This window comes from Mesotoga sp. BH458_6_3_2_1 (assembly GCF_003664995.1).
Taxonomy (GTDB): domain Bacteria; phylum Thermotogota; class Thermotogae; order Petrotogales; family Kosmotogaceae; genus Mesotoga.
Genome location: NZ_JFHL01000002.1, coordinates 545,788 through 561,948 on the forward strand (window position 1 = coordinate 545,788; position 16,161 = coordinate 561,948).

At 46.3% G+C, this 16,161-nt stretch carries 6 protein-coding genes; all 6 read left to right on the top strand.

Annotation, left to right across the window (positions count from 1 at the left end; translation table 11 throughout):
• A complete protein-coding gene (locus Y697_RS03005; RefSeq protein WP_259462279.1) occupies positions 1–11,658 on the top strand; it encodes a type II secretion system protein GspD in 11,658 nt (3,885 codons plus the stop codon).
• Complete coding sequence (gene amrB, locus Y697_RS03010; protein WP_121550200.1) at positions 11,655–12,482, top strand: AmmeMemoRadiSam system protein B; 828 nt, start codon at positions 11,655–11,657, stop codon at positions 12,480–12,482. The genes Y697_RS03005 and amrB overlap by 4 nt, the downstream gene beginning before the upstream one ends.
• Positions 12,483–12,571: 89 nt before the next feature.
• A complete protein-coding gene (locus tag Y697_RS03015) occupies positions 12,572–13,075 on the top strand; it encodes a hypothetical protein (RefSeq protein ID WP_121550201.1) in 504 nt (167 codons plus the stop codon).
• 11 nt (positions 13,076–13,086) lie between these two features.
• The gene (locus Y697_RS03020) at positions 13,087–13,521 is read left to right on the top strand and encodes a SoxR reducing system RseC family protein (RefSeq protein ID WP_121550202.1); all 435 of its coding nucleotides are present in this window, start codon (positions 13,087–13,089) and stop codon (positions 13,519–13,521) included.
• Complete coding sequence (locus Y697_RS03025; RefSeq protein WP_121550203.1) at positions 13,502–15,811, top strand: endonuclease MutS2; 2,310 nt, start codon at positions 13,502–13,504, stop codon at positions 15,809–15,811. Before Y697_RS03020 ends, Y697_RS03025 begins: the two co-directional genes overlap by 20 nt.
• A gap of 7 nt (positions 15,812–15,818) precedes the next feature.
• Positions 15,819–16,160, top strand: coding sequence for a holo-ACP synthase (gene acpS / locus Y697_RS03030; protein WP_121550204.1), 342 nt, complete (start codon positions 15,819–15,821; stop codon positions 16,158–16,160).
• Position 16,161: the final 1 nt, after the last annotated feature.

A 16,161-nucleotide genomic window follows, 5' to 3' on the forward strand; every position in this document is an offset into this window, starting at 1 on the left:
GTGAGAAGAATAGCGGTCATATTTTTAGTTCTGGGTTTCTTCTGTATTGGAGTCTCTAATCAGTTGAATTCTGTTATACCATCTATGGATGCTGAATCTGTAACAGTGACGATGATCTTCAACGACACAGTCACCGATTACAACATTCAGTCAAATCCTTCCAAGACTATATACTCCCTGGCGCTCAACGGAGTTAGTGGAAGAGATATGAATCTCCCGCTCCGAATGGGTCCCGTGGAGGGGCTGTGGACCAGACAGGATCCGAAGAGACTTTCTGTCAATGTTGCGTTGTTGATTCCAGCAATTGATGAGCCCGAAGTCAAGATAATGGGGAATGTAGTCACTTTGAGATTCTTCAGATCGAAGATCAACGTGGATATCGAAAAGTTCACAACATATGGTATGACTGTTTCCACTGCGATGACGTACCTTTTCTCAGAAGAGATGCTTGATCTTTCTTATGTCATATCTCCTAGTGTCAGAAACGAGGAGGTCATTGTCGGTTTTTCTCTTGCGATGCCCGAGGACATTCTTCGAAACATTCTTACATCACTCGGAGATAGGATAGCATACTCCTATTTCACCGATGGAACATTCTATCTGGGGACCCCTGAAGAAGTACAGGATCTGGTAAACGCCTTCTGGAAGACTTACATAGGTGTGGAGTTCAACGCCGAAGGAGAATCTGTTTCTGAACAGATCGAAAGGTTAAGAAAGGCACTTCCTGTTAACAGTTTCATAGAGTATCTGCCAAACGAGGCTTCACTAATGGTTTTTGGAGATCTTCAGACTCATATGACACTTTCTGCCGCTCTCACGACAAACACAGTCACTAGGGAATACACGGTTCCATGGGAGATCACCAACATTGACATCGAACCTCTCACTGCATACTATGAACTGGCTATAAAACTAAATTCAACGCTGTTCTCTGATAGCCTTACAGTAACTGGCATTCCAGAGTTCAACAAACTCATTTTTTCTGGAAATGCTGCTCAAGTTGATGCTCTGTATGAGTATATAGATCTTTACAAGGAGTACGTTACATCACAAGACCTCGACTCCAGTAAGACGAGAAAGACGATAACTCTACCTGACAACTTCTTTCTGATTGAAGATATATTGAAACTGGGTAGCGTATCAGGATCTGGTTTGACAGAAGACAAGACTCTGGTAGGGACGATTTTCAGTATTCTTCAGAGCTATGCGGTATACGAGGATCTCTCAGTCGACAGAACCTTTGAACCCATCGGAAAGGTAACTTTCGAATTACCAAATTACCTCGTTCCGGTTCTTCAGAAGGTCACAGATTCGTTCTCTGAGATCTCGACAGATGTGTCTTACACTATTGTAAATTATCACCTAACTATAGAAGAATCAATACTTTCGCAGGTTCAACGTATTACCGGGGCAGCAATAGAGTCACTGGGAGAAAGAAAGGGATACATCATCAAGGGTTCTAAGAGCTCAATCGGAACGGCTGAGTATCTCCTTTCGCTTTTCACAGGGATTGCTTTTGAAAACTATGCAAGTACATACCTCGAGTTGAAGGCTAATGATTCCTTTGAGGAAGTATCCGCTTTCCTTAGAACTTTCTACGCTGCTCAGGGTCTTGTTGAAGACGAGTATACAGTTGAGCAGATCGCAGACAGATTGGTCTTCATGTACGCTCCTTCTGAGATTATGGAGAAAGCGGTTATTGAACTTGAGCAGCACGAAAAGCAGATATACAGAATTACAAGGCAGTCTATCCTTGAAATCTCACCCGAAGTCTATTCTTCGGGTTTGGGTGAGTTGCTCCAGACGATCCTTGTCGAAAACGAGACGGTCAGCTTCATTGAGTCAGCAGGTCTTCTCGTGATTAGAGCTTACCCGGACAGACTTGCGGAGATAGAGAGCGTTATCGAAGAGAGAATCCCAAGAATAACTGAAATGGTTGAGAACCGCATCTCAAGTCAGGAAACCCGGTTGTCTCTACAGATAATGGCGATCCCTGGCTGGGATATCGAGAAGTTCAGGGCTTATCTGAACGATTTCCTTGGATCCGATCTTTATTCGGAAATTACACTTACAACATCTGGCAGCGGCTATATAGTAATTGCGTCACAGCCAGTACTGGAAGCGATTTCTACAGAAGCAGAAAAACTGAGAGGATTTGAGAATCCCTCTTATAGACTGGAGTCATCAATTCCATCCCTCGCTCAGTTCGAGCTTCTTCTGGAAAAACTGGGTATCGCCGTGACAATTGTTCCTGTGGAGAACCAGTTCATGATAGTTGGTTCAAAGGAGAATGTTGAGGAGGCCTCTAAGCTCGTCCGACAGCTTAGCAGCGGCCTTCCTGTTCAGGGTGATGTTTCGGACACTGCGGTGGATTACGAGTTCACATTTATTAACCTCCCCTATGGAGAAGTCGAGGGGATAAGTGAACTTCTAAACAAGCTCAGTTTATCTGTTGAATTTGTCAACACTCCTACAGGTGTGGCAGTTGTAGCTACGAAAGAGAGACTTGAGAAGGCAATGGAGGTCATAAACTCTGTCCTGTCAAGAATCGAGACAATCGAGACCGGTCCGAGAAGTTACAGTCTGATAGATATTGAACCGGCCATGGTAAGTAGTTTAAGTGAAATACTGTCCCGGTTGGGCTACGAAATAGATCTGGTGGAGACCCCGGCAGGAATAATCGGAATCGGTGTTGAGGCGCAGTTAGCTAGAGCCAAGAGCATAGTTGAAGAGATCTTGAAGAAGGAGACATCATCACTTCCCCAACAGGGAGATGGGGATCGATCATACTTGATCATTTCTTCAAAGCCTGAAATAGAGATCGCCTCGCTCAACTCCGTAATCAGTGTCTTCAGTTTCGATCTCGTAATAACTGCTGTCTACGACAAAATAGTCGTCGTTGGAGACAGCTATGATCTTCAGCTCTTCAGAGGATTGTACAACGAGATTCTTACCTCTGAAAGTGTCGAAGGGGCCTTTGTCAGCAAAGAGCTTTCCGGAGTTCCCGGTTGGGATTCTGACCGACTACTTTCCTATCTTGGAGTCGTTCTTGGAGTTGAGAAAACGGCCAGTGTTTCACTAGTTCAAACCGCAAGCGGATATATAATCAACTGCCCTCAGTCAATACTGGAGAGCATTGAAAGCGAATTTGAGAGACTGCGAAGTATTGAGAGCCCTTCTTATTCGATTGAGAGAAGAATGCCCACACTCGATGAGATGAACTCTCTTCTGTTGAGACTGGGAATCATTGTAGACATTCTGAAAGTGGATGATTATTTTGTAATCGTTGGATCTTCCGCAAGTGTTGAACAGGCGAAGGAGCTTGTTTCAAGGCTTCTAGAGGTTATCGGTGACGAATCTGAAAGTAAACAAACTGCATTTCAGGTCTCCAGGATCTCAAGTGAAGATATGTCTGCTTTTAATGAAATCTTCTCGAGTATCGGGATGCAAGTGAAATTACTTGAATCCCCTTCAGGTATTCTAATTATTGGAAACGGCGATGAAGTCTCAAGAGCGATTGAAGTTGCAGATTCAATTCTTGAGAAGCGCGCTTCAACCGTTGATTCGGAAATCGTATTCGATTTTGTGCCTGTTTCTTCCGATGAAATTCAAGACTATTCCTTGATTTTTGAAAAGATGGGACTGAATGCTGAATTGCTATCTTCTCCATCTGGTGTAATTGTGATTGGATCTTCTGAAGAAGTAGCAGAAGCAAAATCGGTAGTGCAGTTGATTGCCGAACAGAAACAGCAGTTCGATACGACTGAAGAGAAGAGAAACGACTCGACCTTTGTCAGAAGAGTCGCGGGATGGAGCGATGAAGTGTTCTCCAGCTATCTGAGAGACTTTCTGAATGAGGATCAGTATTCCCGAGTATCAATATCTCCATCGGTAAGCGGCTACATTGTAGCGGGTCCCGTTGAACTTCTTCAATCAATTGAGGCCGAGGTCAGTCGTCTTCAAGAGATTCAAGATCCTCACTTCGTTGTTCAAAGAGGACTTCCACCTCTTGATCAGCTTGAGACACTAATCGAAGCACTGGGCATCAAAGTTGAGATAATCCCGGTTGAGGATAAGTATCTGATTGTTGGTAATCGAGAAAGTGTGGTTCAGACAGATCAAATCATCGACCAATTGATAGAGGCAATATACCCAGAAGGAAAGCCCGTCGAAGATGCAGTGGTGTCGAAAACGTTCATCTTTTTGCCGGTAAGACCCGAAGATGCAGCTCCTCTGGAAACAGTTATGGAGAGGCTCGGAATCACATCCGAACTAGTTCAGATCTCGACGGGAGTCATTGCAGTCGGTTCTGAGAAGGAGCTTCTGAAAACACTTGACGTGGTTGAGTCGGTAATGGCTCATTCCGAAAGTGTCACGGCCGAACTGGAACTGAATTACAGATTTGTTGATGTTCGATCAGATTCAATAGAGCAACTTCTGCCCATAATCGAGCGGTTGAACATCGGAATCGAACTGCTTGACACTCCCACCGGTGTAGTCGCAATAGGTTCAGATCCTGAACTGGATCGAGCAGAAGAGTTGATAGAGGCGATTAACGCGAGAGCGACTGAAGATGTTCCGCTTCAGGACAAGTACGAGAGTTATCTCCTTCTTCCCATTTCTGCGGGAATTACTGTTCAGTCTCTGGAACCGGCGCTTGAACTGCTAGATTATCGAGTCTTTGCAGTAAGCGTTGCTGATAAAATTATCGCGATCGGCGGTGAAGAGGATCTTCTTAAGTTCAAGGCTCTATACATGCAGCTTCAGGCAGTGGAAGTAGACAGAGAAGAAAGGATCTCTCTCGATATCAAGGCAATTCCTGGATGGGACATTGTTAGGGTAAGCGAGTATCTGAGACTATTTCTTGGAGTCGATGACTTTGACAGGATTTCTATAGTCCCTTCTTCCACGGGATTCGTTGCTTTAATACCAAGAGCTCTCATGGACACGGTAGAAACTGAAATATCAAGGCTCAGAGAGTTTGAAGATCCGGCCTTCACAGTGCTTGAGAGAATACCTCCCGTTGAAGATCTTGAAGGGCTGCTTTCCAGACTTGGAGTCCTTGTTGATCTGGTAAGCATGGGAAGTTCCACAATAGTAATTGGTTCCGGTGATGATGTTCAGCGCACAGGCAGGATAATAGATCAGCTCTTGGATTCGGTGACCTATGATGTTACCGCACCCGAAGCGATTGAATACAGCGTTCTGGACATATCTGCTGACGATATGAGTAGCTTCAACGCAATTTTCGAGCGACTTGCAATCGATGTGTCTCTTATTTCCTCCCCCTCCGGGGTCATAGCCATCGGGTCGCAGCAGGCAGTCGCAAGAACGGCGACAGTGGTTGAAGACATTCTTAGCAGGAGGACCACCCAGCAGGTGTATGAGCCGATTTATGCCTTCACGGGAATACCAAGTGCAGACATGAGTAGCTACCAGACTATTCTTGATAAGCTGAACTCGGGAGTCGAGCTTTTGCAATCGGCCACTGGAGTTCTTATGATCGGCGACGGAGACAAGGTGCAGGAAGCGCTCAAGACAGTCAATGCTATTCTTGAGAGAGAAGCGTTGTTTGACGAATCAGAAGGTCAGCCAGACAGGGTCTCAAACGTTGCGGCCCTCGTCCCCGGATGGAACGATGACAAGTATGCCAGTTATTTTACTGACTTTCTCGGTATCGACGATTTCTCGAGAATCTCTATCACTCCTTCTACCAGTGGATATATTGTGATCGGTCCCGAAGAAGTAGTGTCGAGATTGGTTGCCGAGGCTTCCAGGTTAGCCGAAATAGAGGATCCATTCTTCGTTATTGAGGATTCCCTTCCCGCTATCGATCAACTCGACACTCTGCTTGACAGATTAGGCCTTAGGGTCACGATATTGCCTGTAGAGAACAAGTATCTCATAGTGGGCATCAAGGAAAGTGTTGAGAAGACGGTCGAGCTCATTAAGATGTTCAGAAGTGATGTGGAGGCTCCCGTAAGCTCGAGAAAATACGACTATTTGATAATGCCCGCAAATGAAGGCAGTTTCGAGACAATACGACAGGTGCTCTCTGAATTGAAGATCGATGCCACGGCTTTGAGTTTCGGGAGTAACGTAATACTTGTCGGTTACGGCGAGGATCTTGAAGATGCAGCAAGTGTCGTAAACTCAATAAATGAAAGAACGGTAATTCTAGCGACTGACAAGGAGCTGAAATACTCGTTCACAGAGATCCCGAACGACAGAATTGATGAGTTTACTGCCATACTTGACAGCCTTAAACTTGATGTTGAACTTCTCTCTTCTCCTTCGGGGGTCGTCCTTGTTGGAACCGAGGAAGAGGCGGCAAAGGCGAATGAAGTGATTCGTTCAGTACTTTCAAAGGCCGAACAGGACGAAACTGTCGAGTCGAGATTTTTCAACAACCCGGCTGGATGGGAAGAGGGAAAGCTTGTTGCGTATTTGAGAGGCTTCCTGGGAGAGAAGGACTGGTCGAAGGTTAGTGCAACTCCTGTCCAGTCAGGATATCTATTGGTGGGCCCATCAGAAATTCTGAACAGGATACATTCAGAGACGGTGAGGTTAGCGGGCCTTGAAAAGCCTTACTACGAGATAGTCGAGACGGTTCCTTCTATCCAGAATCTTCAAGCTATGCTGGAGAAGATGGGTCTTGCCGTCACGGTTGTCACCGTGGACGGGAGATCGATGGTAATCGGACCGGAAAGTGATGTCCTTCAGACTGTCAAGGTATTTGGTGAACTTGCCGAAGGGATTGTCCTTCCCAGGGGCGACGAACCCGATGTCTTTGACTTTGTAGAAATTCCGTCTGAAGAAGTGGAAAGCTTCAGAACAATCTTCGCAAGGCTTGGAATCCGAGTCGATCTGCTCAGCACACCTACGGGAGTCATAGTCGTTGGCCAAAAAGACAGTATTTCAAAGGCCCTTGAGACCATGACCTCAATTCTCTCTCGCAGAGAGGTGCAGGTTGCTGACGGCGAGCAAAGCTATGTGGTTGTGGAGATCCGTGAAGGCTTCGATCTCGCCTCAGCACAGTCGGTTATCTCGGCTTTCAGTATAGACTCATATCCTCTTTCTGTGGCGGGAAAGCTTGTGATCATAGGTGCCGAAAAGGAAATTGCAAGATTCGTACAGCTAAGAAACGACATCATAAGCGAGCACAAAGTGACCGTTATCGTGCCTCGTGAAGTCACTATAGAAGAACTCAACGGGATAATCAGTACGCTGGGACTAGAAATGTCGGTTCTCGAAATCCGAGGCAGCTTCGTCGTGTACGGTAAGGAGGGAGAGATCGAACAGGTTAAGGACATCCTTTCCCGGCTTACGTCCGATGAGCCTTCCGATAAGACTCAGGAGATGCGGATTTTCACGGGGATTTACCAGAGCACTGATTTTCTAAATCAGCTTCTCTCCAGTATGGGCTCTTCTTTGAAGATCTACGGAGAGGGCGACAGAATTGTGGCGGTTGGTAGTGCGGACGATATAGAAATGTTTGAGAGTCTTATGCAGGAGATCGGTTCTGAACCGTCAGCAGTGGAATTGACAGCGAAGTTCTATCCTAGGCTTGAAGGCTGGACTGGAGAGACTCTTGCCGAGTTCTTCCGGGCTATGAACTTCGCAGTAGAGGTCTTCCATGAGAGCAGTCAGGGATACCTGTTGATAGGTCCAGCCGATGAGCTTAATAGAGTTCCAGATATTATGGACGGTCTTGAACTTAAAACAAGGAGACTGACTACTCTGTATCCTGTTCCATCGGGAATGACTTTCGAAGAACTCAGGGAGATTCTGGTGTCGGCGGGATTCAGTTTCTCATATACGAGACTGGGACAGAGTATGTCGATTTCCGGGCTTGAAGATGATGTAAATATGGCTGTTGCCCTCCTCGACGAAGTGATCAGAAGCGGATTGGGAAAGGGAGTCTCTTACAGGCTTATAGAATTACCTGTCGACCTGACTCTTGAGAAGCTTGAAAAGATCATGAGCGACATGGCCCTTGACATCTCCTCGGTGCAAGTTGACGGGGAAGTTATGCTAATAGGTCCCGACAGCGATCTGAGGACTGCGAAGGAGATAGTTGAATATCTCACGCCTGAAGATCCTTCCGTTGACGAGCAAAGAATCTACTCGGTAATTCCGCTTGGTGAGGGACTGGCGCTCGCGGAGATCTCCGCCCTCGTTGAAAGTCTCTCCCTAAGTGTTGAGATCCTTCCTGTGGGAGGAGATATCGTAGTAATAGGTACTGAAAGCAATGTGGATCGTTTTAGAGAACTTGTAAGCTCTATCTCAGCAACTCTTGGAATTGAAAGTGTTGAGAGTCCTGAATACTCCATCGTTGAGAAGGTGGAAGAGATCTCGATCGACCAGTTCAGAGAGCTGCTCGCATCTCTCAACATACCTGTGAAGATCGTAGAGGTTTCCGATTACCTGGTCTTTATTGGTTCTAGTGAGAATAACGGCAAGGCAGTCGATCTCTTTTCAAGATTCGAGACGGAAGACAAAGAGCCCGTAGTGGAGGAAATTGAGTTTATCACTCTGTCGTTGCCAGAGGGATTTGATCTCAATTCTCTCTCGACAATATTCGATAAACTTGACTTCAAAGTCGATCTAAATTCCGTCGGCAATGTCTTACTCTTGATCGGAAGGAAAGATTCTATCGAAAATGCCCAGGCGCTTGTTGAGAAGCTTGTGCAGGTTTCCACAGGAGAATCGGGCGAAAAGAACGTCTTTGAGATTCTTGAGCCTAAGGAAGGCGTATCTGCCGAGTTGCTGAATCAGCTTTTCAGGCTTATTGGAATTGATGTAGAGATACTCGAAGGCGATACTGCGCTTGTATTTGTGGGAAGCCAGACCGATGTTGAGATGGCACTCGAGGTCTACGATTCTCTCGGGAAAACGGCACAAGTTGATGAAGGACCTCTGTCGTACACAATAACGATTCTTCCGAAGAACCTCACGCCAGGCCAGCTTGAGACAGCTTTCGATTCGATTCAGATACCGGTCGGCGTAATTGAAGCCGGTGATTACGCGATAATTGTCGGAACAAAGTCCTCCCTTGCTAGAGCACAGGAGCTCGTTTCCTCCCTGAGGATTGGAATTGACGCGAGCGGAACGTCGGCCGACGGTTCGATATCGTACGTGACATTTGGCAAGCCGGAAGGGACAGAAATTGACCAGTTCGAGACAATTGCAGGACTAATGGAGCTTAAACTGAAATTCGAGCCGGTCGGAGACAGGGTCTTCATGATAGGTACGGGGGAGGATATAGGCGAATTCGAGCAGGTTCTCAACGGGCTTGTGAGCGAGAAGGCCGGAATAGTAAATGAATTCAGATTCGCAAAGAAGCTTTCCGGAATCGATGCAGATACGCTCGAAACTTATCTGCTCGCGAAAGAGATTTCGCTTTCCGGAGTGTTCGATGTGAGCGGTGGGTACCTTATAATTGGCACCAGAGAGTCCATTGACGAAGCCCAGGCAGTAATTGATTACCTTGCAGACAATCAGCAGGTTTACTTCGCATATGTAGATTTGCCTTCGACATTGACGTCTGAAGTACTCCAGGCAATGGTTAATGAACTGATGCTTGAAGTAACGTTTACTCAAATCACTCAGTCAAGGTATTTGTTGATAGGTCAGCTAAACGACATTGATAGCATGAAGAGTATTCTGTCAGATGCTGTAGTCGGAGAATCAGTGTTTCTAGATTACGAGATAGTTGTTGTTAGTCAAGAGTTCAACGATTTTCTTGTTGATGAAAGAATCAGAGAGGATTTGGATAGTTCTTTGGATAGCATTGGTGTATCTACTTACATAGGCAAGTTTGATGACCGACTTCTGATAGTGGGCGAGAAAACACATGTAGATGTAGCTAAGAAGCTGATTAGTGAGCTTGATAAAGCGGCGTCGCTTTCTGGGATAGAAGAGAAGATAAAGATTGAAGATCTTCCACCCGTCAGTGGCTGGAGCATAGAGCAAATAACACAGTTCCTGGAGGCGGCGGAGATTCAGCTAAGATCGATTATAGAGTACTCGGGCAGACTCATCGGAATTGGAACTCAAGTCGGACTTGAAAACGCGAGAGCCGCGCTCAGTATCCTCGCAGTAGATTCGAAGCGCGAATCGGTAAGAATCGAGAAAACTCTAGTTACCGAGATGCAACTCAGAGAGATTATCTCCAAGCTAGACCTCAAAGTTGAGTTTGTGGACCTCGAACGCCAGTGGCTGCTAATCGGTGAACCAGAGTCACTTATGATTGTCATTAGGACAGTTGAAGAGGCGGCCGCCGACAAGGAGATCTCAAGATACATCACCGATCTGACTGTCAATCCTCAAGAACTTGCCGATCTTCTTAGAGAATCAATCGAGGGAATAACTGTTCAGACCTTCGACGACCTTCAGATGCTGTTGATCAAGTCAAAGAGCTCAGCTCTGCTCGATGCGGCGGAGAAGATGGTCAAGGACGTTCAGGATTCGAGAAAGGCCGTCGATCCCCTGGAGAAAGGAGTCTTAGTAACGGGTTCCACGGTCAGAATAAACGTGGCCGACCAGGATCTAGAGTCTCTTCTCAGGATAGTTGCTGATAAACTCGGTATTTCACTCCTTTTTGTGGACAAGATTGTCGAGAACGTGACCATGTCTGTTGAAGGCCTTACCTGGGACGGGCTGGTGAAGGTTATCAATGCTACAAAGCCTGTCGAGATAAGCAAAATCGATGACATCTACGCAGTCACGAAGAAGGAACAGAAGGCCGGAGAAGAGCCTACCGATGTTGAGCTTGTTTACCGTGTCTATCACAATGTCGAAGAGGTAACAAGATTGATTGAGTTCTACGGAGGCGAGGTTCTTTCCGATCCAGTGAACGGCTACATTGTTGTGAGAGGGCTTGCGAAGTCCAGGGTAGACAACATCTTCGATGAGATCGGATCTTCTCTCTCGCAGCCGAAGAAGCAGGTAAGAATAGAGACAAGACTTGTCGATAAATCCCTTGTGGATGAGCTTCAGAGAGAATTCAAGACTGCGATAGGCGTTAACAGTCCTGAGATTCTGCTAGAAAACGGCTCGATCGATCTAGACTTCAGAATCATTGACTATCTGGATATAACACAGCTCATCGACGATATTGTCAATACTGCGACAGCAAGGATAGAAGCTGATCTTAGCAATAGAGACAGTGATTCCGATCTCATATCCAGCCCTTCCATTGTCTCCATGAGTGGCGAAGAGGCAAAGATTCACATTGGAGATACAATTCCATATCTCGTTCGAACAATTGAGTACATCGAGGGTAACCCGGTGGAGATAGAGACTATCGAGTACCTTAATACCGGAGTGGAGTTGAGAATAACTCCTACCGTCAACGATGACGGAAAGATCCTGCTTGACCTCTACATAAAGGTTAGTGAGCCCGAGAAATATGTCGATGGAACAAGAACTCTTTATGGTGAGAAGACCCGGGAAGCAAATAGCAGGTTAATAATCTCAAATGGGAACACTTTGACAATTGGAGGACTAGTAGCAAATAAGGATACGGTGACAGTCAATAAGATGCCTTTCTTAAGCGATCTACCCTTCATTGGCAAGTTGTTCACTACGGAGAACAGAACATCCGACAAGAGAGAATTGGTTATCTTCATCACCGCGGAGGTGGTTGAGCCGTGATAAGGAGACCCGTTGTCAGCGGGAAATTTTACGCAGATGACGGAGAGGATCTTAAAAGCCAGATAAAGAATTGCTTCTTACACCCAGTGGGACCTGGAAGCCTTCCTGTAACTTCTGAGAGGCGTGAAGGGACGATCGGCCTGATTGTCCCTCATGCCGGTTATATGGCGAGCGGTCCAGTCGCTGCATGGGCCTACTGGAAGGCCTCTTCGCTTATGAGGCCCGCGACTGTGGTGATAGTAGGACCAAACCATACCGGCCTGGGAACACGACTCTCATTGTGGCTTGACGAAGCCTGGGAAACGCCCCTGGGTAGTGTGGAGATAGACCATGAACTAGGAGAGAGAATCATAGCCATGTCAAATGGGATGATAGTCTCCGATACTGCTGGGCACCTATATGAACACTCCATAGAAGTTCAGCTTCCCTTTCTGCAATTCCTTTACGATGATTTCAAAATCGTCCCGATTATCATGACGGATCAGAGGCTGGAAACGGCTTTGATGGTGTCAGAAATTCTGGAGAAAGTGTCGAGTGAACGGAAGGATCTTCTGATAATTGCGTCATCGGATTTGAATCATTACGAGTCCCATGAGATTACCATGGAAAAAGATAGCGAACTTGTCGGTCTTCTGATAGAAAGGAAGTATAGAGAGGCCTTCGATGTCTCGAGGGAAAGAAGAATAACTGCCTGTGGTTTAGGTCCTATAGTGGCAGTTAGGGAGTCCTTTGAGTCTATGGATGTGCTCAGCAATACGACGAGCGGTGAGGTAATAGGAGACAGGTACAGGACGGTTGGTTACTTCGCAGCTCTGCTGCAATAACATCATCTGGAAAGGGAGCGCATAACTCGCTTTGCCTTCGGTGTGTCACTAAAACCCATGCTATAATTTCGATGAACTGGAGGTGTTATGTGAAGACCTTAGTCGTGTTCCTGATGGTAGTAATCACGGGATCTCTTGGTTTTAGTTCGTTGATTATAGATGGTATGCACTATTCCGGCATAGCTTCGGCAAGTGGAGAGCTTGTTTACGATGGAATTAATGCGGCATATGTCATTAGCCAAATTGGAAAGAACTCATTCGAACTTGGAGGAAACTTCTCCTTTCTATCTCCATCTTCTTCTGAAGAGTTCTACAAGAGTGGTAATTTCAACACGATATTGAAAGTATTTGCAGGGCAGGCATACGATTTGACCGAAAAATCGGCGGCGGGACTAAGAGTTGTTTCCAGAGTCGGCCTAGTGACGGCGAACTTTGACAAGTTTGGGATCTTCTTCTCGATTACCCCGGTTATCTACATTCGGGTAGGTTTTCTTTCCTTCGGAGTTTCGCTGGGAGTTGAACTTGAGCAGTTCTTCGGAATGGAAACTCTTCCAGTTTTTCATGCGGGCGGTGAGATTACTTACCGTTTCTAGCGGAGGTGAATATGAGAGAGTTGGCTGTTGTGAAGGAGCTTGAAGGAGATATTGTGCTCCTCGAAAAAGCTCGTACCGAGGCCTGTTCAACTTGTGGCTCGAAGAACAGTTGCAGTGTCTCGTTAAGTGAGAAGAAGGTTACTATAAAAGCGATGAAAAATGGAGTGGAGGTTCATTCGGGAGATACAGTTGAAATCGAGACTGGAAACCTGAGTGCAACCAGAGTATCAATGATTGTATACGGGATTCCCCTTGCCGTTTTCCTTGTTACACTCATAGTGATGAATACGATTTTGAGATCCGAGGGACTTGCCCTCGGAGTTGCCTTTGCTTCCATAGTGGTGGTCTATACTCTAATTGCAGTCTATGACAGAAAGAACAGAGAGAAACTCATGCCGAAGATTATCAGGAAGGTGGAGCTGCCGGATGGATTCATTGTTCGATGAAGATGCTCTTCGATTGCTGGAATTTGACACAGTCCTAGGCGATATTTCTCAGAAGGCAATTTCCAGTTACGGAAAAGAGAGAATAAAGACTCTTAAACCTCTGGCTGAGGATAGCTCTATTCTCTACAGAAGAGTTAGCGAGTTCAACATGATTGTGATGAGGGAAGGAGAGCCACCCTTTACGGTCTTTCATGATCTCAACGATTATATAGGCAAGGTTAAGAGGGGATTCAGTCTCGGCGGGGAAGAGCTTTTCAGGAGCGCCATGACGATGGAAAATATTTGCCGTTTGAAGGAGTTCTTCGATCGTGTTTCTCAGGACTTTCCGGCAGTGACCGAGATAGTAGCGCTTCTTGGCTGCGAACGCGGATTTATAGGCGATGTCAGAAAGAAGATCTCAGAGGACGGGCAGATTAAGGACAATGCTTCTCCTGTATTGAAGGAGATTAGAAATGAACTCAAGAGTCTTGCCAGGAACCTCAGGGGAAGGCTTGACTCGATAATGAATAGGTATAAGGACAGTCTGACAGATAGTCTGATACTCAGCAGGGAAGGAAGATACGTTTTACCACTCTCGGCAGGCAAGAAGAATGAGTATCAGGGTGTCATTCACGGTTCTTCGGGCAGCGGTGCGACAGTCTATTTTGAGCCTCAGGAGCTTATTGCTCTAAACGACTCGATGAGAATTCTTCAATCTAGAGAAGAAGAGGAAGTCAGAAGAATATTGAGAGAACTTACAACCCTTTTCTTTAGCACATTTGAAAGACTTGAGCCATCACTGGAGGCCCTCGGGATTCTGGATGCGCTTTACGCTGCCTGTAGATATGCAAAGAAGAGAAATGGTGTCTTCATTGGACCGTCACCTTCAAGCCGTTTTTATCTCAAAGATGCCAGGCACCCTCTTATCAATGATGAAAAGGTGGTCCCGATCACGTTCACAATGGAAGAAGGGATAAGAGGCGTATTCATTACAGGTCCCAATACAGGTGGAAAGACGGTTGCAATGAAGACGATAGGCCTAGCGGTGCTTCTCATGCTTTGCGGTCTTCCCATACTTGCGGACCAATCATCGGAGATCCCCTTCTTCAGAAGGCTGTTTGCGGACATTGGGGACGAGCAGTCAATCGAGCAGAGTCTAAGCACTTTCTCGTCTCACATATCCAGGATAATAAGAATAATCGGAAGCGTTGAAGGTGACTCTCTTGTATTGCTTGATGAATTGGGCGCAGGAACCGATCCTGTTGAGGGATCTGCGCTGTCGGTTGCGATAATAGAAAGGCTGCTGGAGAAGTCCAGACTGATTCTTACGACTCACTTGACTCCAATTAAGCTCTATGCTATGGAGCGCTCAGACGTAGAGAATGCAAGTGTCGAGTTTGACGTTGCGAGTCTCAGGCCAACTTACAGGCTGCTAATGGGTATTCCCGGCTCGTCAAATGCCATCGAAGTTTCGAAAAGGCTGGGACTGCCGCTGGAAATAATAGAGAGAGCCCGTTCATACATGGATAGTGAAGCCAGAGACCTGGAGGCCGTAATTGGCAAACTTCACAGAGAAAGATCGTCACTGGAAGAAGAAAGAAGGGGTCTTCTCAAGACGAGAAAGGGGCTTGAAGAGAAGGCTCAGGCGTTTGACGAAAAGCTTTCAATGATCAAAGAGAAACGATACCGCGAGGTCAGCAGAGAAATCGATGAACTTGAGGAAAGACTGGGTTCCATTATCAAAGATATAGAAAGAGCGATAAGCCTGTCGAGGTCATCAAGTGAAAGAGACAAAGTTGCTGCAGTCAAGCGTCTGAACGAATTGAAGAGGGAAGTCGAACTCTTCGGAAGTGTTGCTCCCGATAAGGGAGATTCGGCAATTCCAGCTATTGGTGACTCGGTAAAGCTAATAGACAGCGGTGCAGAAGGTACGGTTCGTGAATTTGATGGCACCAGGGTGATTATTGACTCGGGGAAAATCACATTGAAGGTTCCGTTATCGCGGGTCCAGGTTATTGGAAAAGTCGTTGCTGAATCCGGTATGTCATCTCTCGAATTAGAGAACCAGAGTACAAGTCAGGAAATAGATATTAGAGGAAGTATCACCGAGGATGTTCCGATAATTATCGACGACTTCCTTCAAATGCTGAAGACAAATGGCAAGAAGCAGGGTTACATTATTCATGGAAAGGGTACTGGTAAGCTTGCTGAAGGGGTATGGAGCTACTTGAGGCGTACAAGAGGTGTTAAGAGCTTCAGAATAGGAACGCCTTCGGAAGGCGGAAGCGGCGTCACCGTTGTGGAGGTCTGAGAGGATTATGCGTACTGGGATAGACATTATCGATATTTCGCGTATGACGGAATCCGTTGCAAAGAGAATTCTCGGGAAGGAAGAAAGGGAGATCTTTAACGGTTTAGGGAATGAACACAGAAGGATGGAGTTTGCTGCCGGCCGTTTCGCAGCCAAAGAGGCATTTGTAAAGGCATCGGGGCGTAAGGACATTGAGTATTCGAAGATTCAGTTTTTGGCCGACGACGAGGGAAGGCCGATTCCCTCTGAAGAACTGAATCGGTTATTGAATAACGTCGATCTGACGGTCAGCATTTCTCACGAGCGAGAATATGCCGTAGCAGTCGTGATCCTCTTCGGGAGGGGTTAAT

Coding starts and splice junctions, on each gene's coding strand:
- Y697_RS03020 (WP_121550202.1), top strand. CDS start 13,087: ATGAGAGAGTTGGCTGTTGTGAAGGAGCTTGAAGGAGATATTGTGCTC.
- Y697_RS03025 (WP_121550203.1), top strand. CDS start 13,502: ATGGATTCATTGTTCGATGAAGATGCTCTTCGATTGCTGGAATTTGAC.
- acpS (WP_121550204.1), top strand. CDS start 15,819: ATGCGTACTGGGATAGACATTATCGATATTTCGCGTATGACGGAATCC.